We start from the raw sequence: 25,909 nt of genomic DNA on the forward strand, positions 1-25,909 counted from the left end.
GCGAACGGGCGGGACGAGTCAGTACCTGCGGGGCGCGATCCACAGGAGGAAGTGAGGGTGGTCATGATGCCACCGCCAACCCCTGGCGAGCGGCGCGCTCAGCTTCCTCGGCGTCCTGCTTCTCGGCGGCGTCCCGCAGGATGATGGCGGCGGCGCGCAGACGCTGCTGCGGTGTCATGTCCTGGATCGAGCGGGTCATGACGCGCGCGCCATTTCTGACTCGCGCTCACCCTCGGCTAAGGCGCGCTCGGCGCGGGCGACGATCTCGGATGCCGTCGTGCCGAGGTGTGCCGCCACTGCCGACAGCAGCGACGGCGCGAACGGTACGTGTGCGTTCACGCGAGCGGACAGCGTCGCCCGCCGGATCCCGAGAGCCTCAGCGATGCTCGACACTGACACGTTCTTCATGCGGGCGATGTCTGATCGCACCTCTGCGGCCACACCGGCATCCAAGTCGGTGAACCCATTTCGGTTCGGTTGCATGCAGACACTATGAACCGATTTGGGTTCATAGGCAAGTGCTCTTCACAAAGTGAACCCAAATGGGTACACTCTCGGCGTGGCCAGAACCCAAAAAGTGCTTCTCGACGTTGACCGCCGCATCGCCGAGATCCTCGCCTCGCTTGTTGAGAGTGCGGGCATGAGTCGGCGCGATCTCGCTGCCCGCACGGGCATCTCGGCAAACCGCCTGGGCATCATCCTTCGACAGGAGCCCCCGCCCGCGACGGTCGGAGAGGTCGGCCAGATTGCAGTTGCCCTGGGCACCACCGCCGGCGCCGTCATCTCGGAGGCCGAATCGCCCAACCTGATCCGCCTACCGAGTCGCAATGTCGGAGGCCGACCACACACTGATCTCGAGACGGTTGAGCTAGATACCACGAAGCTCGCCGCCAGCACCGACAACACACCGATCGACCCATCGCGGGGAGAAGGCTGATCTGAGAATGGGGATACCGATGACGGGCGCGTACGACGACTACTGGGACGATATCGAAGTCTCGGATGCGCCGGAACCGCACCACGGACTCCGCATGATGTTCGGCGTTGATGGCAGCGGGGACAGCGCATGCGTCTCCGACTATGACCCCTGGGCTCACGCCGAGATCCTCGACCTCCCGATCGTGTTCCGCGACGACCTGCCCGACGACGTCGTTGCCGCCTACTCCTCTGCACACCAGGCGATCTTCGTACGCCCGAATCTCCACGCCGCCGTTGAGCGCTGCGCCCTCGCGCACGAGATCGTCCACTTCGAGCACGACGACGTCGGTACCGACGACTTGCAGGAGGAGCGCGCCGACCGCATCGCCGCTCAGCGCCTCATCCGCCCCTCGCGGCTGGAGCAGTTCTACGGCATCACCGACGACCCCGCCGTGGTCGCGCTCGAGATGTCCGTCACTGAGAAGATCATGCGCACATGGATGCGGCTGCACCGCGCAGGCATGATCCGGGGCTACTGATGGCCGCGCCGCACCTCCGCGCAGTTCCCTCGCGCCGCCGCGGCGTCGCTATGGTGCGCGTCTCGAAAGAGCGCGACGGCATGATCAGCCCCGAGAACCAGCGCTACGCCATCGAGCAGTACGCCGCTCGCGAGCACATCGACATCATCGAATGGATCGAGGGCATCGACGAGTCCGGGTCGCGCAAGAAGTCCGCCTGGTGGGCGCGCCTCGACACTGGAATCGAGCACATCGAGTCACGCCGCGCCGACGTGCTACTCGTCTGGCGCATCGACCGCACCGCCCGCAATCGCCTCCGGTGGGCGATCGCCACCGACCGCATCGAGACCGCTGGCGGCTACATCGAATCCGCGACCGAGCCCAACGACCGCTCCCCCGCCGGGCGCTTTGGCCGCGGCATGATGGCGGAGCACGCCGCGTTCGTGGCCGAGTCGATCGGCGCGACGTGGAAGGAAACCCAGGAACGGCGCGTCCGCCACGGCCTCACGCCCAACGGCCAGCACCACTACGGCTACACCTACTCACGCGAGGGCGGCTACCAGATCGACCCGATCGAAGGACCGATCCTCGCAGACATGTACCGCTCCTACGCCTCTGGCGAGTCCGCCCAGAACATCGCCCTGCGACTCACCGACCCGAACGCGCGACCTGACGAGAACGGCGTCTACGCACGCTACGCGCGATGGAACACGCCCGCAGTGCTCCGCCTCCTGGACTCCGGCTTCGGCGCCGGACTCATCCTGTTCCGCGGCGAGCTGCACCCCGGCGTGCACCCCGCGGTCATCACCGAAGACGACTGGGCCCGATTCAAAGCCGCGCGCTCCGAGCGCCGACGTCGACCGCGCGCGGAGCGATCCCCCTACGCCTACTCCGGCCTCATGGAGTGCCACTGTGGCGCGAAGATGCACGGCCGCACCGACCACGGCGACCGGCGCTACGCGTGCCTTCGATCGAAGCACTACGGCGTGCACCCAGACGCGTCGCTATCCGAGAAGGTCGTCGAGGCCGCCGTCCTCCAATGGCTGGACGCCCTGCGCGACGACCTCAACGCCGAGGCGCGCAGTGCGCCGCGGCGACCGCGCGTTGTCGATGACCCCGTGTCCGCGATCTCTCGACGCATCGCATCCGTAAACGAGCGCCTCGACTCCGCGACAGCGAAGTTCGTCGACGACCTCATACCTCGCGACGCCTACGACCGGTTGCGCACTCGCCTCGAACACGAACGGTGCGACCTCGAGGCTGAGCTCACTCGCGCCTCAGCGCAGGCCACCGTGCGCCCAATCGCTTTCGTCGGCGACCTCATCGCACGCTGGTCGACAACGCCCGTCGAGCAGAAGCGGCAAGCCATGCGAATGCTCGTCGACCGCATCCGCGTCCAGCCCCGTGACGCACCGCAGCGCATCGTCATCGATTCGCCGTTCCCACGTACTTAGAACGCGTCATCGGACGATTCCGATGGTAAGAGCCACGGGAGTCCAGGTTACCCGGCCCGCGGCACCCCCACGGCGTCAGGGGCGACGAGCGCGGAAGGCGTGGGTGACGTAGGGCAGGTCGACCGATCCTCCGTCGGCGAGTCCGGGGACGGATGCCACGACCCCGTCCACCTCGGCATCGATGCGCACGCGGTCCTCGGGGCTGGCGGTGATGACGTCACTGCGCGAGAAGACGAGGTCGCGCAACTGCGCCAGGGTGATGCGACGGCTCCACCTCCAGGAGCGGTGCTCGAGGTCTGCCAACGGGGCCGCCACGCGGGGTCCTGTGGTCGCCAACAGCACCTCGGCGTGGGAGCCGCCCATCGCAGCGGTCAATCGACGCACCCAGTCGACGCTCGCGTCGCGGATGTTCCACACGAGCCCCAGCACGCCACCGGAGCGCAGCACCCGCGCGATCTCGCGCGAGCCGGCATCCGGGTCGACCCAGTGCCACGCCTGGCCCATGACGACCGCGTCCAGGGCCGAGTCCGGGAGCAGCAGACTCTCCGCGGTCCCCGCGAACGTCGGGACGCCGCGGACGCTCTCGCGGAGGGTGGCCAGCATCTCGGCATCCGGATCGATCGCCACCACGTCGGCGCCGAGTTCGACGACCGCACGGGTGAGCTTCCCCGTTCCCGCCCCGACGTCGGCGACGCGCAGCGCGCGCCCGGGCTCGCGGACGGGCGCCAGCATCCACGCGACCGCGTCGCTCGGATACTCGGGCCGCCCCGACTCATAGGCCGCGGCCGCCTGCCCGAACGACGTCGACTTCTGGCGTTCCGTCATGCCTCGACCCTACGCCGGGGCCGCGCGGGCATGTCATCGCGCGGAGTCCGTACGAGACACGCCGATGACGGATGCCACGTCCCGGCGTGTCCTCACCGACCCCCGCCCGACGGCTCGCGGCCGAACCCGGCGCGCCTCCCCGACGGCACCGCCGTCACGGCGCAGGGTGGGACCGTGGCTCTGGATTTCACCGCGATCGACTTCGAAACGGCGAACTCCAGCGGCGCGTCCGCGTGCGCGGTGGGTCTCGCCCGCGTTCGCGACGGCCGGGTCGTTGCCACGGCCGCGTGGCTGATCAAGCCGCCGGCCGGACACGACCACTTCGCCGCGATCAACGTGGGCATCCACGGCATCCGCGCGTCCGACGTCGTCGACGCCCCGGACTGGACCACCCAGCTGGCCCGCCTGACGGCGTTCGCCGGTGCCGACGTGCTCGTCGCCCACAACGCCGGGTTCGACATGTCGGTCCTGCGTCGTGCGTGCGCCGCGACGGGCGACGACTGTCCGCCCTACCGCTATCTCTGCAGCGTGCAGATGTCACGCAAGACCTACACGCTCGACTCCTACCGACTCCCCCTCGTCGCCGCCGAGGCGGGGTGCTCGCCCTTCACCCACCACGACGCCCTGGCGGACGCCGTCGCCTGCGCCGAGATCACGATCGACTGCGCGCGGCGCGCCGGCGCCGACGACGTGTTCTCCCTCGCCGACCACCTCGGCGTGCGCGTGTCCCAGATCGCGGTCGAGCCACGGTTCGAGCGCGCCGTCGCCTGATCTGCCGCGGTACCGGTTCGCGCTCCCCTGCCATGTCGGAGGCCTGCGGCACACTGAGCCCATGGACACCATCGCCCTGATCCTCGCCGTCCTCGCCCTCGTCGTCGGCGCCGGCGCCGGCTGGTTCCTCGGTGCCACGCGGGCGACCTCGCGTGCTGCCGCCGCGCGCGTCGACCTCACCGCGCGCGTCGCCGCCGCCGACGCCGCGCGAGCCGGAGTCCAGGCGCAACTCGACCACCAGACCCTCCTGTACCGCGACCTGGTCGGCCAGACCCGGGCCGACCAGGCCGCCCGCGAGGAGCGCGAGCGCCGGGAACAGACGGTCCTGCGTGCGCTCGACCCGGTGCGCGAGACCCTCGACGCGATGCAGCGCAAGGTCGACGGCCTCGAGCGCGATCGGGTCGAGCAGTACTCCGCGCTCGGCGAGCAGCTGCGGCTGTCACGCGAGGCCGACGAGGCGCTGCGCGCGACGACCGAGGCGCTGGCATCGGCCATGCGCTCCGGCAGCACGCGCGGCGTGTGGGGCGAGACGCAGCTGCGCCGCGTCGTCGAAGCGGCGGGACTCACGCGCTACGTCGACTTCGACCTGCAGTCCTCGATCTCCTCCGACGCCGGCGCCGGCCGACCCGACATGGTCGTGCGGCTGCCGGGCGGCAAGGCGTTGGCGGTGGATGCCAAGGTCCCCCTCGACGCCTATCTCCAGGCCAGCGCGATCCCGGTCACGGCCGCCGGCGAAGAGGGCGCACGGCGCGCGACCCTGATGACGAAGCACACCAGGGCGGTCCGTGCCCACATCGACGCCCTCGCTCGCAAGACGTACTGGGCGGGGCTGACGAGCAGCCCCGAGTTCGTCATCTGTTTCCTGCCGAGCGAGTCATTGCTCTCGGCGGCGCTCGATGATGACCCCACTCTCCTCGAGTACGCCTTCGCGCGCAGGGTCGCGTTGGCGTCTCCGGTGAACCTGTGGGCGGTGCTGAAAACGGTCGCCTTCACCTGGACGCAGCAGGACGTCTCCGACGAGGCACGCGCGCTGTTCACCCTCGGCACGGAACTGTACGAACGCGTCGGCGTGCTCGCCGGTCACGCGGGCGACCTTCGACGGGCGCTCGAGCGCACCGTCGACAGCTACAACAAGTTCGCCGGATCGCTCGAGTCGCGCGTGCTCGTCACGGCGCGGAAGTTCCCCGGCATCGACGAGACGAAGCTCGACGCCGTCGCCGCACCCGCGGCGTTGGAGGCCTCGCCTCGACGGTGGACGGCGCCGGAACTGCTCGGAAGCGCCGGTCAGGACGATCCGACATCCGATCAGGGGAACCCGCGCGCTGTCACCCACGCTGATCTGGGTGCCGTACGCGGTCGAGCGGGGCTGGCTCAGGAAGACTGAGCGCGAGCGGGGTTCAGGACCCGCCGGGAACCCAGCTGAGCAGGCTCACCACTGCGGCGGAGACCGCCACGAAAGCACCGATCATCCACCAGGCGCTGATCTCGTGACCCTCGTCGCGACGCTTGCGGAGGAGGACGTCAGGCCGTCGCGCGGGGTCGACGGCGCTGGCGATGACCGCCTGTGCACCCGTCTGAGGTGCGGTCGAGTTCGTCGGAGCTGCCATGAAACGATCCCCCTTCGGGTCTCGGAAGAACACAGCGTCGCCGTTGACACTGCTCACGATTCTGCCAGAGACCCTCTCCGCGGGGAGTCACGCTTGCGCAACGACACGCCCGGCTGTACCTGGATGCCCTGCCACCCACCGCTGCGGCTAGCGGGCATCCGTCCGCGCGGCTTCGGGCGCGCCGACGCCGCCCGGCGGGCCGCACCGGAGCCGTGAGCGTGCCGACGTCGCGCGGTCTGCACTCGCATCCCGCGCGGCGTCACGGTCAGCGGACGATCAGAGCCACTTCGACGTCAGGTGCTCCGACGAGATGCGGCGAAGCGTGCCCGATGCGCCCCGCAGAACGACGCTCTCGGTGTAGATGAAGTCGCCGTCGCGCCGCACGCCCTGCACGAGCTGTCCATCGGTCACGCCCGTCGCGACGAAGATCGTGTTCTTCCCCTTGACCAGGTCGTCGGCCTCGTACACCTCACCGTCGACGTTCAGCCCGGCGTCGCGGCCCTTCTGCTTCTCGTCGTCGTTCCGCGGCGCGAGGACACCCTGGATGTGGCCGCCGAGCGCCTTGATCGCGCACGCGGTGACGATGCCCTCGGGGCTTCCCCCGATACCCACGCACATGTCGGTGCGGGCGTTGTGCCGGGCGGCATTGATGCCGCCGGCCACGTCACCGTCGCTCATCAGGCGGGTACCGGCGCCGGCCTCGCGGATGTCGGCGATGAGCTGCTCATGGCGCGGGCGGTTCAGCACCGACACGACGATCTCGTCGACCGGCTTACCGAGCGCCTTCGCCAGGAGACGGATGTTCTCTCCGATGGGGAGGCGGATGTCGACGACGCCCACACCGGCGGGGCCGGTGACGAGCTTGTCCATGTAGAAGACGCTCGAGGCATCCAGCATCGATCCGTGGTCGGACACCGCGATCACCGAGAGGGCGTTCTGGCGGCCCGCGGCCGTCAGGGACGTACCGTCGATCGGGTCGACGGCGACATCGCACTGCGGGCCCCGGCCGCTGCCGACGCGCTCGCCGTTGTAGAGCATCGGGGCATTGTCCTTCTCGCCCTCGCCGATGACGATCGTGCCGTCGAAGTTCACGGTGCTGAAGAAGGCGCGCATCGCATCGACGGCGGCGCCGTCTGCGGCTTCTTTCGCGCCACGCCCGATGAAGGGCACCGCGCGGATCGCGGCGGCCTCGGTCGCCCTCACCAGCTCCAGAGCCAGATTCCGATCGGGATGCAGAGGACTCATGTCGGATGTCAGGCTCACCATAGGGCCCACTGTAACCAGCGGCTCCGTGACATTCGCCCGATTTGCCTTCTCGCAGCGCGAAGGAAATGCGATTCTTAACACCAGAGGAGAACCGCCCACTTCCTCGCCCGCCGACCCCGTCACGATCCGGTGCCTTCGCTAGAGTGACGGTGTCCCCGTCACGACCAAGGAGCACCTCCATGCCCGTCGCCACCCCTGAGCAGTACGCCGAGATGCTGGACCGCGCCAAGGCCGGCAGCTTCGCGTACCCCGCGATCAACGTCTCGAGCTCGCAGACCATCAACGCCGTGCTCCAGGGCCTGACCGAGGCCGGCTCGGACGGCATCCTGCAGGTCACCACCGGCGGCGCCGACTACTTCGCGGGCCACACCGTCAAGGCTCGTGCGACCGGTGCGCTCGCCTTCGCGAAGTACGTGACCGAGGTCGCCAAGAACTACCCCATCACGGTCGCGCTCCACACCGACCACTGCCCGAAGGACGCCCTCCCCGGCTTCGTGCTGCCGCTTCTCGAGGCGTCCGAAGAAGAGGTCAAGGCCGGCCGCAACCCGATCTTCCAGTCGCACATGTGGGACGGCTCCGCCGTGCCGCTCGACGAGAACATCGACATCGCCGCCGAGCTCCTCCCCCGCATGAAGAACATCAACGCGATCCTCGAGATCGAGGTCGGCGTGGTCGGCGGCGAAGAGGACGGTGTCGCTCACGAGGGCTCCAACGAGGCGCTCTACACGACGGTCGCCGACGTCACCAAGGCCGTCGAGCGTCTCGGTCTCGGTGAGAACGGGCGCTACATCTCGGCCCTGACGTTCGGCAACGTGCACGGCGTCTACAAGCCCGGCGGCGTGAAGCTGCGTCCCGAACTCCTGGGCGAGATCCAGGAGGGCATCGCCGCCAAGTTCGGCACCGGCCCCAAGCCCCTCGACCTGGTCTTCCACGGCGGCAGCGGCTCGACCGACGAGGAGATCGCGCTGGCCGTGTCCAACGGCGTCGTGAAGATGAACATCGACACCGACACCCAGTACGCCTTCACCCGCTCCATCGCGGGCTACATGTTCTCCAACTACGACGGCGTGCTCAAGGTCGACGGCGAGGTCGGGAACAAGAAGCAGTACGACCCGCGCGCGTGGGGCAAGATCGCCGAGTCGGCGATGGCTGTCCGCGTCGTCGAGGCGACGAAGCAGCTCGGCTCCTTCGGCAAGTCGCAGGGCTGACGGTCCCTCCGAACGCCCCGGCTCCGGCCGGGGCGTTCGTGCGTTCCGGCATCCGGCTACCGATGTCGACGCCCGCACTCACACGAGAACCGGGCGCCGACCCCCGCGCGGGTCACGCGCGATACATCTCCAGCACCGTGGGCGCCGAGGAGGGCGAGGAGAGGACCGTGACGGGGTCTCCCGCGCGCACCTCACCGGCGCGACGCACCCGCAGGTAGGCACCGAGGCGGCCCTCGTCCGAGAAGCGTTTGACCCAACCGCGTGCGGCCGCGCCACCGACCCAGCGCGCGAACGTGGCGCACGGGGTACGCGGCATCGTCACCTCGAGCTCGACCGTGTCACCGATGCGCCACACCTCACCGATGCGTGCCGCGTTGACGTCGAGGCCCTCCAGGCGCAGATTCTCCCCGAACCAGCCCGGCGCCAGTGCGCGGCCCAGTTCGCGCTCCCAGAATTCCGCGTCGTCCTGCGCGTAGGCGTACACCGCTTTGTCGGGGCCGCCGTGGTGCTTGCGGCTCGCTTGGACATCGGAGCGCACCCCCAGCGGTCCGACGCGCACCGCGCCCTCCAGGGCGCGCTTGTCGATCGCGGTCACGCCGACGGACCCGGAGTCCGGGCGCAGGGCGTGAACGGCGCAGACGGCGAGAAGGCTCGGCATCCGTCGATGCTACGGCGTATCGAAGTCGCGGCGCATGACGACGCGGTCGCCCTCGACGGTGCGGATCTCGATCGCGTCGATGCGGGATGCCGACACGTCCGTGCCCGCACTGAGCTCCGTCGTGGAGCCGGGGCCGGCACGCCACGTCGAGAGCATCGTCGTGGCGCCGGAGTCGTCGGTGACGGCGAGGGCGTAGGGCCATCCGCCCGGCGGCGCGTCGAGCACTTCACCGGTGTACTCGCAGACGAGGTCGATGCGGGTTCCCCAATCGACCGGGGTGAGCCTCACGGACGCCTCCAACGGCGCGCCGGCCACGTCGTCGAGGGCGTACACGACACCGGCGGTGTCGGTCGGGGTCGTCGTCAGCGCGAGGACGCTCGGTACCGCGATCACCAGCGCAGCGGCGGCCGCTGCACCCACCCACAGCGCGACGGCACGCCGACGTCGACGACGCGCGGTGTGCACGATCCGTCCACGCAGCGCCGGCCCGGGCGCGAGGGGCTCTGCGGCGCGGGCGGGGTCGGATGCATCGATCGCGCGGGCCCGCTCCGGCGACAACCGCGACAGCAGCCCGGCCGTGGGAGCCAACTCGGACACGGCCGCGCGACACGACGCGCAGTCGTCGAGATGACGCTCATACTCGGCGCGGTCCGCCGCCGACAGCGCGCCGAGGACGTAGGCGCCGTCCCAGGTGGCGAACCTCTCATGCCCGGAGGTCATCGCGTCACCCCTCTCTCCTGCAGCGCGAGCCGCAACGCGCGAACGGCGTAGTGCAGGCGCGACTTCACCGTCCCGGCCGGGATGCCCAGCTCCTCCGCCGCCTGTGCGACGCTGCGGCCGCCGTAGTACGCCGTGACGATGACCGCGCGGTGGTCGGGCGTCAGCGACGCCAACGCCTCCTCCACGAGGAGCGCATCGAACATGGCATCCGTGTCGTCGCCGCCGGTGGTCTCGGGAAGCTCGTCGACCGGGAACTCATGACGCCGGCGCGCGCTGCGGGCGTCATCGATGACGAGGTTGCGGGCAACCGTGAACATCCACGAACGCAGGGTCGACGGGTCGTCGGCCATCACGCGCGGCGTGCGCCAGGCACGCAGGAGCGTCTCCTGCACGACGTCGTCGGCCCCCGCATGGTCGCCGGTGAGGCTCACGACGTAACGCCACACCGGCGCGGCGTGCGCGTCGTACAGCGCCGTCAGCTGGGCGTGATCGTCCCGCATCGCCGAACCCTCTCCTGTCTCTCTCACGAGAACACGGGATGCCGAGCCGCTCGGTTCAGTTCGCGGCGGCGCCGGTGAGGGCGGAGAGGAAAGCGGGGTCGGCCGTGAGGGCGATCGTGATGCAGACCCCCGCCACCAGCGTCGTGGCGACGAAGCCGACGAGCGGGACCCAGAACGCGATGCGACCGCGACGCAGGCGCCGCCAGGTCAGCCATGCGGTGAGGAGGTAGCCGACGCCGTAGACCACGGACGCGGCGGCACCCCAGACGTAACCCGCCGACAGCGCGGTGTACGTCGCCTCGACGCCGAGGATCTGCGCGGCGCGCTCGGCGTACCCCGGGAAGTCCAGCAGCTGCACGATCGTGGAGACCGCAGAGATCAGACCGTAGGCCAGCAGCACGAAGGTCGCGACCCGGTCGGCCAACGGCCCCCGGGCGCGAGGCGTCGGCGCCGCGGCCGGGTCGGGCTCGGCGGGCGGGGCCACGCCGGCCTCGAGCGACTCGGTCACCTCCGGCCGCTGGATCCGCGCACGCTGTTCCTCGGGCGTGGCGTACTCGCCGTACTGCGGGCGCGGACGCGCGTCGCCGTCGCTCACGCGCGCCCCCGACCGCCCAGGGCGCGCTGGTCGCGCTTGCCCGAGGCATCCTGGCGCAACTCCTTCGGAAGCGAGAACATGAGGTCCTCCTCGGCCGTGCGCACCTCTTCGACGTCGCGGTAGCCGGCGCCGGCGAGCTCTTCGAGCACCTCGGTGACGAGCACCTCGGGCACGGAGGCGCCGCTGGTGACGCCCACCGTCTCGACGCCCTCGAGCCACTCCTGACGCACCTCGTCGACGTAGTCGACGCGGTAGGCGGCCTTCGCGCCGTGCTCGAGCGCGACCTCGACCAGGCGCACGCTGTTGGAGGAGTTGGCCGAGCCGACCACGATGACCAGATCGGCGTCGCGCGCGACCTTCTTGATCGCGACCTGGCGGTTCTGCGTGGCGTAGCAGATGTCGTCGGACGGCGGATCCTGCAGTTCGGGGAAGCGCAGACGCAGACGGCGGACGGTCTCCATCGTCTCGTCGACGGACAGTGTCGTCTGCGAGAGCCACACGACCTTGGACGGGTCGCGCACCTCGACGGTGTCGGCGTGCTCGGGCGAGTTGACGACGGTGACGTGCTCGGGCGCCTCACCGGCCGTCCCCTCGACCTCCTCGTGCCCGTCGTGACCGATCAGCAGGATCTCGAAGTCGTCCCGCGCGAAACGCACGGCCTCGCGGTGCACCTTCGTCACGAGCGGGCACGTCGCGTCGATCGCCTGGAGATGACGATCGGATGCCGCGGACACGACGGCGGGCGAGACTCCGTGGGCGCTGAAGACGACGTGCGAGCCCTCGGGCACCTCGTCGACCTCGTCGACGAAGATCGCCCCCTTCTTCTCGAGCTCGGTGACGACGTGGATGTTGTGCACGATCTGCTTGCGCACGTACACCGGCGCGCCGTAGCGCTCGAGTGCCTTCTCGACGGCGATGACCGCCCGGTCGACGCCCGCGCAGTAGCCGCGGGGCGCCGCGAGCAGCACCTTCTTCTGTCCGTGGACGGGGATATCCTGGAGCCGCCCGCGTCGACCCGGGATCCGGGGAACGGGCAGGTGGACGGCAGGTGTGCTCACCCCTCGATTCTACCGGGGCACCCCTGGACGACGGCCGAACCGCCCACCACCGACCCCCCACGAGAGAGCATGACCTCCTTCCGACCAGAAGCCGTCGAGGGCCAGGCGCCCCCGGCCGACTCCGTCCACCCGCGCGAGTCGCGCACCGACGCGCCGACGTCGGTGTCGCGCCTGAACGAGACGATCCGCGGGTTCATCGAGCGGTGGGGGTCCGTCTGGGTCGAGGGCGAGATCACGTCGTTCAACCGGCGCGGCGGCAACGTCTTCGGTCGCCTCAAAGACCTCGGCACCGAGTCGACCGTCGCGTTCCGCATCTGGTCGAGCACCCTCGCGCGGCTGCCGAAGGATTTCCAGGTCGGCGACCATGTCGTCGCGTGCGTCAAGGCCGACTACTTCCCCCGCACGGGCGATTTCTCGTTCGCGGTGTCGGCGATGCGGCACGTGGGGCTCGGCGAGCAGCTCGAACGTCTCGAGCGGCTGCGCGCGCAACTGCGCTCCGAGGGCTTGTTCGACCCGGTCCGGAAGAAGAACCTGCCGTTCCTTCCCCACTGCATCGGCCTCATCACCGGCGAGAACTCGGATGCCGAGAAGGACGTGCACCGCAACGCCGAACTGCGCTGGCCGCAGGTGCGCTTCCGCACCCGCTACGCCGCCGTGCAGGGCGACCGGTGCGTTCCCGAGACCCTCGCGGCCCTGAAGGCGCTCGACGCCGACCCGGAGGTCGACGTCATCGTCATCGCCCGCGGCGGTGGGGATCCGCAGACCTTGCTGGGCTTCAGCGACGAACGTCTCGTGCGAGCGGTGGCCGCGGCATCCACCCCGATCGTCAGCGCCATCGGTCACGAGAACGACCGCCCCCTGCTCGACGACGTCGCCGACGTGCGCGCGTCCACCCCGACGGATGCCGCGAAGCGCGTCGTGCCCGACGTCAGCGAGCAGCGCGCGATCGTGGCGCAGTTGCGGGCGCGCCTGACCGGCCGACTCACACAGCGCGTGCTGCACGACATCGCACAGCTCGAGCAGCTGCGGTCGCGTCCGGCGCTACGGACGCCGCACGCGATGCTCACCTCCCGCGCCCAGGACGTCTGGATGCTCGCCACCCGCGGACGCGACATCGTCGACCGCCGCCTGCAGGGCGAGGAACGGCGCACACGCGAGCTGCGCGCCTCCCTGCGCGCGCTCTCGCCCGAGGCGACGCTCGCGCGCGGCTACGCCATCGCCCAGGTCGAGGGCGGGGGCATCGTCCGTGACGCGAGGCAGGCTCGCGCGGGCGCGCGTCTGGTCGTCACCGTCGCCGAGGGCGCTTTCGGCGCCTCCTCCACAGGCCCGCTCGGGGTCACCGACTCCCCCGCCGACGGCGGCGCGTCCGTCGAGCCCACCTAAGATGGATGCCATGACCGCGACGCCCTCCGGCTCCTCCGCCGACGTGGCGTCCCTGTCGTTCGAGCAGGCCCGGGACGAGCTCGTCCGCGTGGTCGCCGAACTCGAGCAGGGCGCTCCCACTCTCGAGGAGTCCCTGGCGCTGTGGGAACGCGGCGAGCAGCTGTCCGCCCGCTGCGAGGAGTGGTTGCTCGGCGCGAAGCGTCGGCTGGATGCCGCCCGCGGCGAGGGCGATGACTCCTGATGGCCCGCATCGTCGCCGAACTCGGTCGCCCCGAAACGCCCGAGGAGACCGCCGCACGGAAGGCCGAGTCCTCGCGGCGGTACCGCTCCAGCAAGACGTTCCGCAATCTCATCGCGGCGCTCCTGGTCACGGTCGCCGTCGTGCTGGTCGTCATCGCCGCCGTCCCGCGGGGCGAGCCGGCCCCGCGTCCCCAGCCCGACGTCGCGGCTCTCGCCGCGGATCTGTCCGACGACCTCGGTCGTCCAGCCCTGTCTCCGTCCCTCCCCGAGGGCTGGCGCGTGAACCAGGCCACCACCGAGGGCCAGGGCGGCACCGAGGCGTGGACGATGGTGTACGTCCGGTCGGGCGAGTCCGGGTTCGTCCGCGTCGCCCAGGGGCTCGACACCGGAGAGGAATGGGTGGCGCAGATCCTCGGCGGGACGCGCACCACCGAGACGATCGACATCGACGGCATCGAGTGGGACGTCTACCGCCCGAGCGACCCCGAGCGCGCCGGCAACATCACGTACGCGCTGTCGACTCCGGCCGGTCCCGACCAGGTGCTCATCTACGGAGACGCCAGCCCCGAGACCGCCGCGATCGCCGCGGCATCCGTCACCGCCCAGGTCCGAGAACTGAGAGAGGCCCCATGAGCGATCGCATGACCCCCCGTGCCGTGTGGAACCAGATGCTCGAGGGCAATCGACGCTTCGTCTCGGGAGAGCCCGCGCACCCCCGCCAGGACGTCGAGCGTCGCACCGAGCTGGCGAGCTACCAGCGTCCGAACGCGGCCCTGTTCGGCTGCTCCGATTCGCGCCTGGCCGCCGAGATCATCTTCGACCAGGGCCTGGGCGACCTCTTCGTCGTCCGCAACGCCGGGCAGGTCATCTCCGACTCCGTCATCGGCAGCCTCGAGTACGCCGTCGGCGTCCTCGAGGTCCCCCTCATCGTGGTGCTCGCGCACGACGCCTGCGGCGCCGTCGGGGCCGCGATCGACAGCACCGGCATCGACGCCCCCACGCTGCCCGCCTACATCTGGCGTCAGATCGCTCCCATCGTGCCGGCCGTGCGCAGGGTGCAGCGCGAAGAGGCGGCGGCAGGCCGCGTCACCGACCGCGTCGATCCCGAACTGGTGGGCCGCGAGCACCTGCGCCACACCGTCGCCGACCTGCTCCGCGCCTCCGAGCTCATCGCCGAGGCCGTCGCCGACGGTCGCGTCGCGGTCGTGGGCGCCAACTACCGACTCGACGACGGGGAAGCCGTCCCCGTCGTGAGCGTGGGCGACGTGGACGACTCCCGCGCCGCCTGACACCGCACGAAACGATCTGGAGGAACGACGACGTGACCGACATCGAGTACCGCATCGAACACGACACCATGGGTGAGGTGCGGGTGCCGAAGGACGCCCTCTACGCCGCGCAGACGCAGCGCGCCGTCGAGAACTTCCCCATCTCGGGCTCGGGGCTGGAATCGACGCAGATCGCCGCCCTCGCCCGCATCAAGAAGGCCGCCGCGCTAGCCAACAAAGATCTGGGCACTCTCGATCCGCGCATCGCGGACGCGATCGCACAGGCGGCCGACGAGGTCATCACCGGGGCGCACGACGCGCATTTCCCGGTCGACACCTACCAGACCGGCAGCGGCACGTCCTCGAACATGAACATGAACGAGGTGCTGGCCACGCTCGCCACCCGGATCCTGGGCGAGACCGTCCACCCGAACGACCACGTCAACGCCTCGCAGTCGTCGAACGACGTCTTCCCGACCTCGGTGCACATCGCCGTGACCCAGGCCCTCATCGACGACCTCATCCCGGCTCTCGACCACCTGTCGGTCGCGCTCGAGGCCAAGGCCGAGGCGTGGAAGGGCATCGTCAAGTCGGGGCGCACCCACCTCATGGATGCCACGCCCGTCACGCTCGGTCAGGAGTTCGGCGGCTACGCCCGCCAGATGCGCCTCGGGATCGAGCGGGTCCAGGCGGTTCTGCCGCGTGTCGGTGAAGTGCCCCTCGGCGGGACGGCCGTGGGCACCGGCATCAACACGCCGCTCGGCTTCCCGCAGAAGGTCATCGAGCTGCTCGCCGCCGAGACGGAGCTGCCCATCAGCGAGGCCAAGGACCACTTCGAGGCCCAGGCCAACCGCGACGGGCTCGTCGAGGCATCCGGTGCCCTTCGGACCATCGCGGTGTCGCTGACGAAGATCAACAACGACATCCGATGGATGGGCTCCGGCCCCAACACCGGTCTCGGCGAACTCCACATCCCCGACCTGCAGCCGGGGTCCTCGATCATGCCCGGCAAGGTCAACCCCGTCGTCCCCGAGGCCACCCTCATGGTGTGCGCGCGCGTCATCGGCAATGACGCCACGGTCGCCTGGGCCGGCGCCTCGGGCTCGTTCGAGCTCAACGTCGCCATTCCGGTCATGGGCACGGCCCTCCTCGAATCCATCCGTCTGCTCTCGAACGCCATGCGTGTGCTGGCCGACAAGACCATCGACGGCCTCGAGGCGAACGTGGCTCGGGCCGAGGCGTTCGCCGGCATGTCGCCGTCGATCGTGACGCCGCTGAACAAGGTCATCGGATACGAGGCCGCGGCGAAGATCGCCAAGCACTCCGTGGCCAAGGGCATCACGGTCCGCGAGGCCGTCATCGACCTCGGCTATGTCGAGCGCGGCGAGATCACCGAAGAAGTGCTGGATGCCAAGCTCGACCTGCTGTCGATGACCCACCCGGGCTGAGTCCGACCGCGACGACGCCGGGGACGCCATAATCGGAGGATGATCCGCCGCACGAGACCCTTCTCGGCGCGCGTGCGACTCCTCGCGGCGATCCTCGGCGTCGTCCTGCTGGGCCTCGTCATCGCCGGGGGCGTGACCGCCCTCGTGCAGAGAGAGCGTGTGCTCGCCAACGCCGAGCGTCAGCTCGACGGCTTCGTGTCGACGGTGTCCACCGGCGACGAGGAGCCGGCTGACCTCGTCGACGCCGCCGTACCCGGTCGGACCGACGCCACCCTGGCGCTGCGCGGTACGCGGGTCCTCGCCACCACGCCCGCACCGCCGGGACTCCCCCTTGCCGATGACGCAGCCTTCCTCACCGACCTCCGGGACGCCCTCGACCGGGGCGAGACACGCGGCCGACTCTCCAGCGCCGTCGGTCCACTGCTCTACGCAGCCGTGTGGGACGGCGACGCCGCGATCGTCCAGGCGATCTCGATCGATCAGCGAATGGAACTGGTCACCCTCTCCACGATCACCTACGCGATCGCGGCTGCGGGGGTGCTCCTGGCCGTGGGGGTGGCCGGCTGGTTCGTCACGGGCCGCCTGTTCTCTCCGCTGCGCAAGCTCCGTGACACCACCGACGCCATCACGATCGCCGACCTGGGCGCGCGCCTCTCGGCCGACGGAGACGATGAGATCGCCGGCCTGACCGCGTCCGTCAACTCCATGCTCGACCGCCTCGCGATGTCGGTCGATGCGCAGCGTCAGCTGCTCGACGACGTCAGGCACGAGCTGAAGACCCCGATCACGATCGTCCGCGGCCACCTCGAGACGATGAATCCCAACGACCCCGACGACGTCGCCGAGACCCGCGACCTGGGCATCTCCGAACTCGACCGGCTTTCGCGCCTCGTCGACGACATCGACGCACTCGCCGACGTCGAGGCCGGATCCCTCTCGTCGGGCGTCGTGGACATCGGCGCGCTCACCGATCGGGTCGGCGAGCTCGTCGCGGCGATCCCCGAGCACACCTGGACGATCGAGGCCCGCGGCCGAGGCCGTTTCGTCGGCGACCACGACCGGCTGGTGCAGGCCTGGCTGCAGTTGGCCGACAACGCCGCGAAGTACACCCCGGCCGGAAGCCCGATCGAGATCGGCAGCTCCGTCGACGGCACGGTCGTCGACCTCTGGGTGCGCGATCACGGGCCCGGCATCCCTCCCGCCGCGCGGCACCGCGTGTTCCGCCGCTTCGACCGTGTGTCCACCCGGCGCGGCGTCGACGGTTCCGGTCTCGGCCTGTCGATCGTGGATGCCATCGTCAAGGCGCACGCGGGCCACTGCACCATCGCCGACACCCCCGGCGGAGGCGCGACGCTCACCCTCCGCATTCCGCTCGGCGGTGCACACGCCCCGACCGACCTTCCGATGCCCGTCCGCGCGGGCGACGTCGTCCTGCAGAGAGAGGCCACCGGATGACCCGCATCCTCATCGCCGAAGACGAGGAGCGCATCTCGGCGTTCGTGGCGAAGGGACTGGAGTCGGCCGGCTACCAGACACTCATCGTCGACGACGGGGCCGAGGCGCTCGACACCGCTCTCTCCGGCGACGTCGACCTGGTCCTGCTCGACGTGGGCCTTCCGACCATGGACGGGTTCGAGGTGCTTCACAGCCTGCGAGGTCAGGGATCGTCCATCCCCGTCATCATGCTGACCGCTCGCACCAGCACGCGCGACACCGTCGAGGGACTGGACGGAGGCGCGAACGATTACGTCGCCAAGCCGTTCAAGTTCGACGAGCTGCTCGCCCGCGTGCGTTCGCGCCTCCGGGAACCCGTGTCGCTCGGTACCATCACGATCGCCCACGGCGATGTGTCGCTGTATGTCCACACCCGCCGCGCCTCCGTCGGCGGGCGGGAGATCGATCTGAGCGCTCGGGAGTTCGCGCTCGCCGAGGAGTTCATCCGTCACGCCGGGCAGGTGCTGAGCCGGGAGCAGCTGCTCAGCCGGGTCTGGGGCCTGGACTTCGATCCGGGCTCCAACATCGTCGATGTCTACGTCCGCTACCTGCGCGCGAAATTCGGCGCCGGACGCATCTCGACCGTGCGCGGCGCGGGCTACCGCTGGCAGTAACCGCTCCCAGAACCCAAGAACCCCCGGCGGGGGGACACCGGGGGCTGGGGAGACGATCCGCGGTGGTCTTCCGACGTACCCGAAACGCCGGTGACCTGCTCGTCGGAGCGATCTCGTTTTCATTTATTGGGGGGAACCGCCGAGGCGGTGACGAGGTCTCCCTCGCCGTTGCCTCAACTCTGATGGTTGCGTGTGAGAAAGCGAGGAGGCGCAGATGAGAAAGCTCTCATCTGCGCCTCGGGCGGCAGAAAGGGGCCGGGATGACAGGCATCCCGGCCCCTCCTCGGAGAACGTCAGGACAGCTCGCCGGCCTCCAGCAGGTCCGTCACGAGGGCCGCGATGGCGGAGCGCTCGGACCGGGTCAGCGTCACGTGACCGAACAGCGCGTGGCCCTTCAACGTCTCGATGACCGACGCGACGCCGTCGTGGCGCCCCACCCGCAGGTTGTCGCGCTGCCCGACGTCGTGGGTCAGCACGACGCGGGAGTTCTGCCCGATGCGACTGAGCACCGTCAGCAGGACGTTGCGCTCCAGCGACTGCGCCTCATCGACGATCACGAACGCGTCGTGCAGCGAGCGGCCGCGGATGTGCGTGAGCGGCAGCACCTCGAGGAGCCCGCGCGCGAGCACCTCCTCGAGCACGTTGCCCGACACGACCGATCCGAGGGTGTCGAACACGGCCTGACCCCAGGGGTTCATCTTCTCGGCCTGGTCGCCCGGAAGGTACCCCAGTTCCTGCCCGCCCACGGCGAACAACGGACGGAAGACGATGATCTTCTTCTGCTGCTGGCGCTCCAGGACCGCCTCGAGCGCCGCGCACAGCGCGAGCGCGGACTTGCCGGTCCCGGCGCGCCCACCCAGCGAGACGATGCCCACCTCCGGGTCCAGCAGCAGGTCGATCGCGATCCGTTGCTCGGCGGAGCGCCCGTGCAGGCCGAAGGCGTCGCGATCGCCCCGGACGAGCCGGAACTCGCCGTCGCCGGTGACGCGACCGAGTGCCGAGCCTCGCTCCGAGTGGATGATCAGGCCCGTGTTGACGGGCAGGCCCCGCACGTCATCGCTCGACGCGACCTCGGCCTCGTAGAGGTCGCTGAGGTCGTCGCCGGAGACGTCGATGGATGCGATCCCCGTCCACCCGGAGTCCATCGCCTGCTCGGCGAGGTACTCCTCGGCCGACAGTCCGAGCGACGACGCCTTCACCCGCATCGGGAGGTCCTTGGACACGACCGTGACCTCGGCGCCATCGCGCGCGATGTTCATCGCCACGGCGAGGATGCGGCTGTCGTTGTCGCCCAGACGCATGCCCGACGGCAGCACGGAAGGATCGGTGTTGTTCAGCTCCACCCGAAGGGTGCCGTCGGTGCCGACCGGCACCGGGAAGTCGAGGCGGCCGTGTTCGATGCGCAGTTCGTCGAGGTGGCGTAGCGCTTGACGAGCGAAATAGCCGATCTCGGGGTCGTGGCGTTTGCCCTCGAGTTCGGTGATCACCACGACCGGGATCACGACCGAATGCTCGGCGAAGCGGAAGAACGCCCGCGGATCGCTCAACAGGACGGAGGTGTCCAGAACGTACGTGCGCAGAGCCTGATCGGCTGAGGCATCCGAATCCGAAACACTGCTGTCGACGACGTTCCGCTGGTCGTACGGTGCTCGTGCAGTCACAACCCACTCCCGACCCGGGTGTCTCACCCGGCTGTCACGAGTCGACCTGTGGGCCACGAGTCGCGATCCGAAGGCCGACTCGATCGGGCTCCGTGCCCGATGACCTCACCGTAAGGCCTCGCACGCGCGGGACAGGCCGCGAACACGCCCAGAAAAGTGACGAGTACGTTAACGCTGACGACGCGGCTACTGGCCGAACCGACGGTCGCGGGCCGCGAAGTCGCGGATCGCGCGCAGGAAGTCGACCTCGCGCAGGTCCGGTCCGAGGGCCTCGACGAAGTAGAACTCCGAGTGCGCCGACTGCCAGAGCAGGAAGTCGCTGAGACGCTGCTCGCCCGAGGTCCGGATGACGAGGTCGGGGTCGGCCTGACCCCCGGTGTACAGGTGCTCCCCGATCTGCTCGGGGGTGAGGCTGGCCGCGAGCTCTTCCAGCGAGCCGCCCTGTTCGTCGTGCTTGGCGATGATGCTGCGCACCGCGTCGACGATCTCGCTGCGACCGCCGTAGCCGACGGCGAGGTTGACGTGCAGCCCCGTGTGCGACCGCGTGCGCTCCGTCACCTCGTGCAGCACCTCCGCCAGCTCCGGCGGGAGATCCTCGGCGCGGCCGACGTGCTGAACCCGCCAATCGGGTTCGTGCGAGAGTTCGCGGGCGAGTTCGGCGATGATCTCGATGAGGTCCTCGAGTTCGCGGGAGTCGCGCTTGCGCAGGTTGTCGTTCGAGAGCAGGTACAGGGAGACGACCCGGATCCCGAGATCGTCGCACCACCGCAGGAACTCGCGCATCTTCGCCGCCCCCGCACGGTGGCCGTGCGCTGCGCTGTCGAAACCGAGCTGACGGGCCCAGCGACGATTGCCGTCGATCATCATCGCGACGTGGTGCGGGACTGTCGTCGGCATGCGCCGACGCAGGCGCTGGATGTACAGCCGGTAGAGGGGACCCCGCCCCTCATTCCTCCGCACACGCGCCACCCGCCTACGCTACCGCGTCGCGCCACCACCGCACGGTGCGTCGGCGTCGGCGAGCGTGGAGCCGCCGCCGGCCCGGCATGTACCCGACGACGTATGCGGGCAGACGTAGGGTCGAGGGGTGACGCGCTCCCCCGCCGACGACGGCCCCGACATGCCCCAGCTCCCCCTCCTCGAAGCGGGGGCGGTCGGCGCGCAGGCCGACCTGAAGCCGACGTGGCGCGGGTGGATCCATGCCGGCACCTTCCCCGTGGCCATCGCCGCCGGGATCGTACTCATCAGCCTCGCGCACGGGGCGCCCGCGAAGTGGGCTTCCGCGGTGTTCATGGCGACCTCGATGCTGCTGTTCGGCAACTCCGCGCTCTACCACCGCTTCAACTGGAAGCCGAAGACCAGGGCGGTGCTCAAGCGCATCGACCACGCGAACATCCTGCTGCTGATCGCCGGCACCTACACGCCGCTCGCGGTTCTGGCCCTGGACACCCCGCAGACGGTCCTGCTGCTGTCCATCGTCTGGGGCGGCGCGATCCTCGGGATCTTCTTCCGCGTGTTCTGGATCAATGCCCCGCGCTGGCTGTACGTGGCGCTCTACCTCGCCCTCGGGTGGGCGGCGGTGATGTACATCGTCGACCTGTTCGAGGCGAACCCCGCGATGATGGTCCTCGTCGTCGTCGGCGGGCTGCTCTACACCGCGGGCGCGGTCGTCTACGCCCTCAAGCGCCCCAACCCGTGGCCGGGCCACTTCGGTTTCCACGAGATCTTCCACGTGTGCACGGTGCTGGCCTTCCTGTGCCACTGGACCGCGTGCCTGCTGATCGCGCTCGCACCGGCGTACCACGGCGGCTGACCGAAGGGATGGCGCCGCCCCACGCCCGCGTCAGCGGCGCCGGGCGTCGGGATCGATGTCCTCGTCGTCGGTCTCGCTGGCGGCCTGGGCGGCGCGTGCCTGCTCCTCGGCATCCAGTTCCGCGTTGACCTCTTCACGGTAGCGACCCCGCCGGATCCGGCGAAGCATGTCCCACACGAGGAGGAACACCGCGACGCCGATGAAGGCGATCGCCGCGAACCCGAGAGGACCCGGCGTGACGATCGTGGGGTCGGGGGTCGACGCGGGAGTGGGCGTGGCCGCGAGGGCAGCGAGCGCGGTGAGCATGACGTCCTTCGGTCCGGGCGGGAGCGCGTAGCCTGGAAGTCCAGCCTAAAGCCCGGGGAGACCATGACGACGCAGGAGATGCTCGACGAGCGTTACGGTCGTACCCGGTCGCCGCGTCGCCGCATCGCGCTGTGGAGTGTGGTGGGCGTCGTGGCCGTCGGCCTCACCGCCGCGCTCGGCTGGACCACGGTGTCGAACAGCCTGGCCTCCGTCACCGCCGTCGACACGGGCTTCTCGGTCGTGGATGCCGAGCGCGTCACGATCTCGTTCCAGATCACGGCCCCCGTCGGACAGCCGGTCGCGTGCGCCATCGAGGCGCAGGACGAAGACCACGGCACGGTCGGCTGGCGGGTCGTCGAGTACCCGGCATCCGAGGATCACAGCCGCGCCTTCTCGGAGGAGATCCCGACGCTGGCCCTGGCGACGACGGGTTTTGTCAACTCCTGCTGGGTGCCGTAGGCTTTTTTCTCAAGACGCGCCCCGGCTCGATGCCGGGGCGTTCGACATATACCCGGCGGGCGCCGTCTTCGTGCCGCAGCGCCGGCCCGATCGACGAAGGAGACCACCGTGTCCAGCGACGCTCAGGTGACGTTCCTCACCCAGGATGCCTACGACCGTCTCGCCCACGAGCTCGAGCACCTCTCGACCACGGGCCGCGAAGAGATCGCCAAGCGCATCGAAGCCGCCCGCGAAGAGGGCGACCTCAAGGAGAACGGCGGCTACCACGCCGCGAAGGACGAGCAGGGCAAGCAGGAAGCCCGCATCCGCACGCTCCAGCAGCTGCTGAAGAACGCCAAGGTCGGCGAGGCGCCCGAGAGCACGGGCGTGGTCGAGTCGGGCACCGTGGTGACCGCGCTCATCGCCGGCGGCGAGGAGAAGTTCCTGCTGGGCAACCGTGAGATCGCCGCCGACTCCGAGCTCGATGTCTACAGCGAGGCCTCGCCGCTCGGCGAAGCGATCCTCGGCATGAAGGAAGGCGACAGCGGGTCGTATACCGCCCCCAACGGCAAGCAGATCTCGGTCGAGATCGTGAAGGTCGAGACCTACTCGGGTCAGTGACCCGCGGGCCTCGGGCCGCTCCCCCACCTCGGGTGAGCGGCCCGAGGTGTTTCAGTCCGGAACCACCGTGGCGACGAAGCCGGCCTCCTCCAGCGTGCGGATGACCAGGGCGCGATGCTCGGCGCCCCGGGTCTCCACGCTCAGCTGCAGGATGACCTCGCTGATCTGCAGACCCTGCCCGTGCCGCGTGTGCAACACCTCGATGACGTTCGCCCCCACCTGAGCCAGCAGTTCCGACACGCGGGCCAGCTGACCCGGGCGGTCGGGGAGCGGGATGCGCAGCGACATGTATCGACCGGATGCCGACAACCCGTGCGCGACGACGCGCTGGAGCAGCAACGGGTCGATGTTCCCCCCGGAGAGGATGGTCACGGTCGTTCCGGTGGCCCGCACCTTGCCGGCGAGGATCGCGGCGACGCCGACGGCGCCGGCCGGCTCCACGACCTGCTTGGCACGCTCGAGGAGCACCAGCAGCGCCCGCGCGATGTCATCCTCGGTGACCGTGACGACCTCGTCGATGTATTGGCGGATGAGCTCGAAGGGCAGATCGCCCGGACGCGCGACGGCGATGCCGTCGGCGATCGTCGGCGTCGTCGGCACCTGGATGGGGTAGCCCGCAGCCAGCGAGGTCGGGTAGGCGGCGGAGTTCTCGGCCTGCACCCCGATGATGCGCACGTCACGGCCCTGGGCCGCTGCCCGCGCCTTGACCGCCGCCGCCACGCCCGCGGCCAGGCCCCCGCCGCCGATCCCGACGATGACCGTGTCGAGGTCGGGCAGGTCCTCGACGAGCTCCAGTCCGAGCGTGCCTTGGCCGACGATGATGTCGCGGTGATCGAAGGGGTGGATGAGCACCGCTCCGGTGCGCTCGGCGAACTCCGCGGCCAGTCGGAGCGGCGTCTCGACCGTCGCTCCTTCCAGGACGACCTCGGCGCCGTATCCGCGGGTCGCCAGGAGTTTGGGCACGGGGACGCCCAGCGGCATGAAGATCGTGGCCGAGATGCCCAGCTGCTGCGCCGCCAGCGCCACACCCTGCGCGTGGTTGCCGGCCGAGGCCGCCACGACACCGCGCTGCCGTTCCTCGGCCGTCAGCCGCGACAGGCGGTAGGTCGCCCCGCGGATCTTGAACGACCCGGTGCGTTGGAGATTCTCGAGCTTGAGGTGGACGGGGACGCCGAGCAGCTCGGTCAGGTGCAGCGACTGGTCGAGGGGCGTCCGCGTGATGATGCCGCGCAGAGTCTGCGCGGCATCCTCGAACTCGGCCAAGGTGGGCGTGTCGATCATGATCTCCTTCCGCGATCGCGGGGCACGGTCTGCCAGATGAGGTCGGCGGAATCGACGGACGCACCGCCGTCGCGCCACGCGTGGGTACTGAGATAGACCGCGACGACGTTGACGAAGGCGGCGAGGGGCACGGCGAACAGCGCGCCGGGGATGCCGCCGATCATCGCGCCGCCCGCGACCACGAGCACGACGGCGAGGGGATGCACCTTCACGGCGGAACCCATGAGGATCGGCTGCAGCACGTGGCTCTCGAGTTGCTGCACGCCGAGCACGACGATGAGCATGAACAGGGCGATCAGCGGACCGTTGTAGACCAGCGCGATGAAGACCGCGAGAGCGCCGGTGACGACCGCGCCCACGAACGGGATGAACGCCCCGAGGAAGACCAGGACGCCGATCGGGATGGCCAGCGGCACCCCGAGCAGGAACGCGCCCAGACCGATGCCGATCGCGTCGATCGTCGCCACGAGAAGCTGGGTGCGCGCGTACGTGATCACGGTACGCCATCCGGCGCGACCGGCCCCGTCGACGGCGGGCCGTGCCACGCGCGGGAACAGTCGCGTCGTCCACCGCCAGATCCCCGCGCCGTCCGCGAGAAGGCACAGCAGGATGAACAGGGTCAGGAGCAGGCCCGTGGCGACGTGGCCGAGGGTCGTACCGATCGCCAGGGCGCCGGTCCACAGCAGCTCCGCCTGCTGCTGGAGGAACGAGCCCGCCTGCCGCAGGCCGTCGTCGATCTGCTGCGGGCTCAGATGCAGGGGGCCATCTATCAGGTATTGCCGGAACTGGCCCACCGCGTCGACCGTGCGCTCGCGGACGGAGGCGAACTCACGCGTGATCTGCCAGACCGCGAGCCACAGCAGACCGGAGATGATCGCGATCGTTCCCAGGACCGTCACCACGATGGCCAGCCACCGCGGCCACCGATGGCGCAGGAGGAACGAGAACGCGGGCCACACGAGCGCGGTGACGAGGATCGCGACCAGGATCGGGATGACGAGGAGCTTGAGCTGGATGACGAGCCACACCACGACGCCGGCCGCCGCAGCGATGACGAGCAGACGCCACGAGTACGCGGTGACCTGACGCAGCGCCGGAGGAACCGCGGGGGACAGATCACTGGAGACCGTCCGCCGCCGCAGGGCGTCGAGGAGCGACCCGCGGTTCTCGGGATCGCTTCCGGTCATCCCGTCAGCCTACCTCCGCGCGATCCTCGCGAACGCCGAGAATGTCGGAGCCCATGC

General features: G+C 69.9%; 31 protein-coding genes. 16 read left to right on the forward strand and 15 right to left on the reverse strand.

Features of this window, described 5'->3' with window-relative positions:
- Positions 1 to 61: 61 nt before the first annotated feature.
- Entirely contained in the window at positions 62 to 199 is a 138-nt protein-coding gene (locus tag LL239_RS11135) for a hypothetical protein (protein WP_228163511.1), read from the reverse strand.
- Positions 196 to 483, reverse strand: a complete 288-nt coding sequence (locus LL239_RS11140) for a helix-turn-helix domain-containing protein (protein ID WP_228163512.1) — start codon at positions 481 to 483, stop codon at positions 196 to 198. Before LL239_RS11140 ends, LL239_RS11135 begins: the two co-directional genes overlap by 4 nt.
- A 76-nt stretch (positions 484 to 559) precedes the next feature.
- Between LL239_RS11140 and LL239_RS11145 the strand changes: the two genes are divergently transcribed.
- The 3 genes from LL239_RS11145 to LL239_RS11155 are packed head-to-tail and all read left to right on the forward strand — an operon-like array spanning position 560 to position 2,890.
- Positions 560 to 937, forward strand: a complete 378-nt coding sequence (locus tag LL239_RS11145; RefSeq protein ID WP_228163513.1) for a helix-turn-helix domain-containing protein — start codon at positions 560 to 562, stop codon at positions 935 to 937.
- Positions 938 to 956: 19 nt separating this feature from the next.
- Entirely contained in the window at positions 957 to 1,457 is a 501-nt protein-coding gene (locus LL239_RS11150; protein ID WP_228163514.1) for an ImmA/IrrE family metallo-endopeptidase, read from the forward strand.
- 50 nt (positions 1,458 to 1,507) lie between these two features.
- Entirely contained in the window at positions 1,508 to 2,890 is a 1,383-nt protein-coding gene (locus LL239_RS11155) for a recombinase family protein (protein ID WP_228163515.1), read from the forward strand.
- 75 nt (positions 2,891 to 2,965) lie between these two features.
- Here LL239_RS11155 and LL239_RS11160 read toward each other — a convergent pair whose 3' ends face one another.
- The gene (locus LL239_RS11160) at positions 2,966 to 3,715 is read right to left on the reverse strand and encodes a class I SAM-dependent methyltransferase (RefSeq protein WP_228163516.1); all 750 of its coding nucleotides are present in this window, start codon (positions 3,713 to 3,715) and stop codon (positions 2,966 to 2,968) included.
- 174 nt (positions 3,716 to 3,889) lie between these two features.
- On the opposite strand from LL239_RS11160, the gene LL239_RS11165 reads away from it, so the two are divergent.
- Complete coding sequence (locus LL239_RS11165; protein ID WP_228163517.1) at positions 3,890 to 4,486, forward strand: 3'-5' exonuclease; 597 nt, start codon at positions 3,890 to 3,892, stop codon at positions 4,484 to 4,486.
- A gap of 61 nt (positions 4,487 to 4,547) precedes the next feature.
- On the forward strand, positions 4,548 to 5,870 hold the full coding sequence (locus tag LL239_RS11170) for a DNA recombination protein RmuC (protein WP_228163518.1): 1,323 nt from the start codon (positions 4,548 to 4,550) through the stop codon (positions 5,868 to 5,870).
- A 13-nt stretch (positions 5,871 to 5,883) separates the two neighbouring features.
- Here the strand turns inward: LL239_RS11170 and LL239_RS11175 are convergent, their stop codons facing one another.
- A complete protein-coding gene (locus LL239_RS11175; protein WP_228163519.1) occupies positions 5,884 to 6,093 on the reverse strand; it encodes a UDP-N-acetylmuramyl pentapeptide phosphotransferase in 210 nt (69 codons plus the stop codon).
- Positions 6,094 to 6,369: 276 nt separating this feature from the next.
- On the reverse strand, positions 6,370 to 7,359 hold the full coding sequence (gene glpX / locus LL239_RS11180; protein ID WP_228163520.1) for a class II fructose-bisphosphatase: 990 nt from the start codon (positions 7,357 to 7,359) through the stop codon (positions 6,370 to 6,372).
- Between the two features lie 179 nt (positions 7,360 to 7,538).
- Here glpX and fbaA point away from each other — a divergent pair, with 179 nt between their 5' ends.
- Entirely contained in the window at positions 7,539 to 8,567 is a 1,029-nt protein-coding gene (fbaA, locus tag LL239_RS11185) for a class II fructose-bisphosphate aldolase (RefSeq protein ID WP_228163521.1), read from the forward strand.
- A gap of 112 nt (positions 8,568 to 8,679) precedes the next feature.
- Here the strand turns inward: fbaA and LL239_RS11190 are convergent, their stop codons facing one another.
- The 5 genes from LL239_RS11190 to LL239_RS11210 are packed head-to-tail and all read right to left on the reverse strand — an operon-like array spanning position 8,680 to position 12,077.
- Positions 8,680 to 9,225: an MOSC domain-containing protein gene (locus LL239_RS11190; RefSeq protein ID WP_228163522.1), complete on the reverse strand. Its 546-nt coding sequence runs from the start codon at positions 9,223 to 9,225 to the stop codon at positions 8,680 to 8,682.
- Positions 9,226 to 9,234: 9 nt separating this feature from the next.
- Positions 9,235 to 9,945 carry a zf-HC2 domain-containing protein gene (locus LL239_RS11195; RefSeq protein ID WP_228163523.1) on the reverse strand — a complete coding sequence of 237 codons (711 nt, stop codon included), beginning with the start codon at positions 9,943 to 9,945 and terminating at the stop codon, positions 9,235 to 9,237.
- Positions 9,942 to 10,445 (reverse strand): sigma-70 family RNA polymerase sigma factor, encoded by a 504-nt coding sequence (locus tag LL239_RS11200; protein WP_228163524.1) that lies wholly within the window; start codon positions 10,443 to 10,445, stop codon positions 9,942 to 9,944. The genes LL239_RS11195 and LL239_RS11200 overlap by 4 nt, the downstream gene beginning before the upstream one ends.
- Positions 10,446 to 10,500: 55 nt before the next feature.
- Complete coding sequence (locus tag LL239_RS11205) at positions 10,501 to 11,040, reverse strand: DUF6264 family protein (protein WP_228163525.1); 540 nt, start codon at positions 11,038 to 11,040, stop codon at positions 10,501 to 10,503.
- The gene (locus LL239_RS11210; protein WP_267189187.1) at positions 11,037 to 12,077 is read right to left on the reverse strand and encodes a 4-hydroxy-3-methylbut-2-enyl diphosphate reductase; all 1,041 of its coding nucleotides are present in this window, start codon (positions 12,075 to 12,077) and stop codon (positions 11,037 to 11,039) included. The genes LL239_RS11205 and LL239_RS11210 overlap by 4 nt, the downstream gene beginning before the upstream one ends.
- 90 nt (positions 12,078 to 12,167) lie before the next feature.
- On the opposite strand from LL239_RS11210, the gene xseA reads away from it, so the two are divergent.
- The 7 genes from xseA to LL239_RS11245 are packed head-to-tail and all read left to right on the forward strand — an operon-like array spanning position 12,168 to position 18,545.
- On the forward strand, positions 12,168 to 13,481 hold the full coding sequence (gene xseA, locus LL239_RS11215; protein WP_228163527.1) for an exodeoxyribonuclease VII large subunit: 1,314 nt from the start codon (positions 12,168 to 12,170) through the stop codon (positions 13,479 to 13,481).
- Between the two features lies 1 nt (position 13,482).
- A complete protein-coding gene (locus tag LL239_RS11220; protein WP_374197630.1) occupies positions 13,483 to 13,722 on the forward strand; it encodes an exodeoxyribonuclease VII small subunit in 240 nt (79 codons plus the stop codon).
- Positions 13,722 to 14,354, forward strand: a complete 633-nt coding sequence (locus tag LL239_RS11225) for a DUF4245 family protein (RefSeq protein ID WP_228163529.1) — start codon at positions 13,722 to 13,724, stop codon at positions 14,352 to 14,354. Before LL239_RS11220 ends, LL239_RS11225 begins: the two co-directional genes overlap by 1 nt.
- Entirely contained in the window at positions 14,351 to 15,010 is a 660-nt protein-coding gene (locus LL239_RS11230) for a carbonic anhydrase (protein WP_228163530.1), read from the forward strand. The genes LL239_RS11225 and LL239_RS11230 overlap by 4 nt, the downstream gene beginning before the upstream one ends.
- Before the next feature lie 32 nt (positions 15,011 to 15,042).
- Positions 15,043 to 16,437, forward strand: coding sequence for a class II fumarate hydratase (locus LL239_RS11235; RefSeq protein ID WP_228163531.1), 1,395 nt, complete (start codon positions 15,043 to 15,045; stop codon positions 16,435 to 16,437).
- Positions 16,438 to 16,476: 39 nt separating this feature from the next.
- Positions 16,477 to 17,892 carry a sensor histidine kinase gene (locus LL239_RS11240; protein ID WP_228163532.1) on the forward strand — a complete coding sequence of 472 codons (1,416 nt, stop codon included), beginning with the start codon at positions 16,477 to 16,479 and terminating at the stop codon, positions 17,890 to 17,892.
- Positions 17,889 to 18,545, forward strand: a complete 657-nt coding sequence (locus LL239_RS11245) for a response regulator transcription factor (RefSeq protein ID WP_228163533.1) — start codon at positions 17,889 to 17,891, stop codon at positions 18,543 to 18,545. Before LL239_RS11240 ends, LL239_RS11245 begins: the two co-directional genes overlap by 4 nt.
- A 293-nt stretch (positions 18,546 to 18,838) precedes the next feature.
- Here LL239_RS11245 and LL239_RS11250 read toward each other — a convergent pair whose 3' ends face one another.
- Positions 18,839 to 20,206, reverse strand: a complete 1,368-nt coding sequence (locus tag LL239_RS11250; protein ID WP_374197631.1) for a PhoH family protein — start codon at positions 20,204 to 20,206, stop codon at positions 18,839 to 18,841.
- 186 nt (positions 20,207 to 20,392) lie between these two features.
- Positions 20,393 to 21,166 (reverse strand): isoprenyl transferase, encoded by a 774-nt coding sequence (locus tag LL239_RS11255; RefSeq protein WP_228163706.1) that lies wholly within the window; start codon positions 21,164 to 21,166, stop codon positions 20,393 to 20,395.
- A 160-nt stretch (positions 21,167 to 21,326) separates the two neighbouring features.
- On the opposite strand from LL239_RS11255, the gene trhA reads away from it, so the two are divergent.
- On the forward strand, positions 21,327 to 22,019 hold the full coding sequence (trhA, locus tag LL239_RS11260; RefSeq protein ID WP_228163707.1) for a PAQR family membrane homeostasis protein TrhA: 693 nt from the start codon (positions 21,327 to 21,329) through the stop codon (positions 22,017 to 22,019).
- 30 nt (positions 22,020 to 22,049) lie between these two features.
- Here the strand turns inward: trhA and LL239_RS11265 are convergent, their stop codons facing one another.
- A complete protein-coding gene (locus LL239_RS11265) occupies positions 22,050 to 22,325 on the reverse strand; it encodes a hypothetical protein (protein WP_228163534.1) in 276 nt (91 codons plus the stop codon).
- A 63-nt stretch (positions 22,326 to 22,388) separates the two neighbouring features.
- Between LL239_RS11265 and LL239_RS11270 the strand changes: the two genes are divergently transcribed.
- Positions 22,389 to 22,784, forward strand: coding sequence for a DUF4307 domain-containing protein (locus LL239_RS11270; protein ID WP_228163535.1), 396 nt, complete (start codon positions 22,389 to 22,391; stop codon positions 22,782 to 22,784).
- 108 nt (positions 22,785 to 22,892) lie between these two features.
- The gene (greA, locus tag LL239_RS11275) at positions 22,893 to 23,384 is read left to right on the forward strand and encodes a transcription elongation factor GreA (protein WP_228163536.1); all 492 of its coding nucleotides are present in this window, start codon (positions 22,893 to 22,895) and stop codon (positions 23,382 to 23,384) included.
- Between the two features lie 51 nt (positions 23,385 to 23,435).
- Here the strand turns inward: greA and ilvA are convergent, their stop codons facing one another.
- Both ilvA and LL239_RS11285 read right to left on the reverse strand, forming a co-directional pair.
- Positions 23,436 to 24,665 carry a threonine ammonia-lyase gene (ilvA, locus tag LL239_RS11280; protein WP_228163537.1) on the reverse strand — a complete coding sequence of 410 codons (1,230 nt, stop codon included), beginning with the start codon at positions 24,663 to 24,665 and terminating at the stop codon, positions 23,436 to 23,438.
- Positions 24,662 to 25,852 (reverse strand): AI-2E family transporter, encoded by a 1,191-nt coding sequence (locus LL239_RS11285; RefSeq protein WP_228163538.1) that lies wholly within the window; start codon positions 25,850 to 25,852, stop codon positions 24,662 to 24,664. Before LL239_RS11285 ends, ilvA begins: the two co-directional genes overlap by 4 nt.
- Positions 25,853 to 25,909: the final 57 nt, after the last annotated feature.

Source organism: Microbacterium testaceum (assembly GCF_020781835.1).
GTDB classification, from domain to species: Bacteria; Actinomycetota; Actinomycetes; order Actinomycetales; family Microbacteriaceae; genus Microbacterium; species Microbacterium testaceum_H.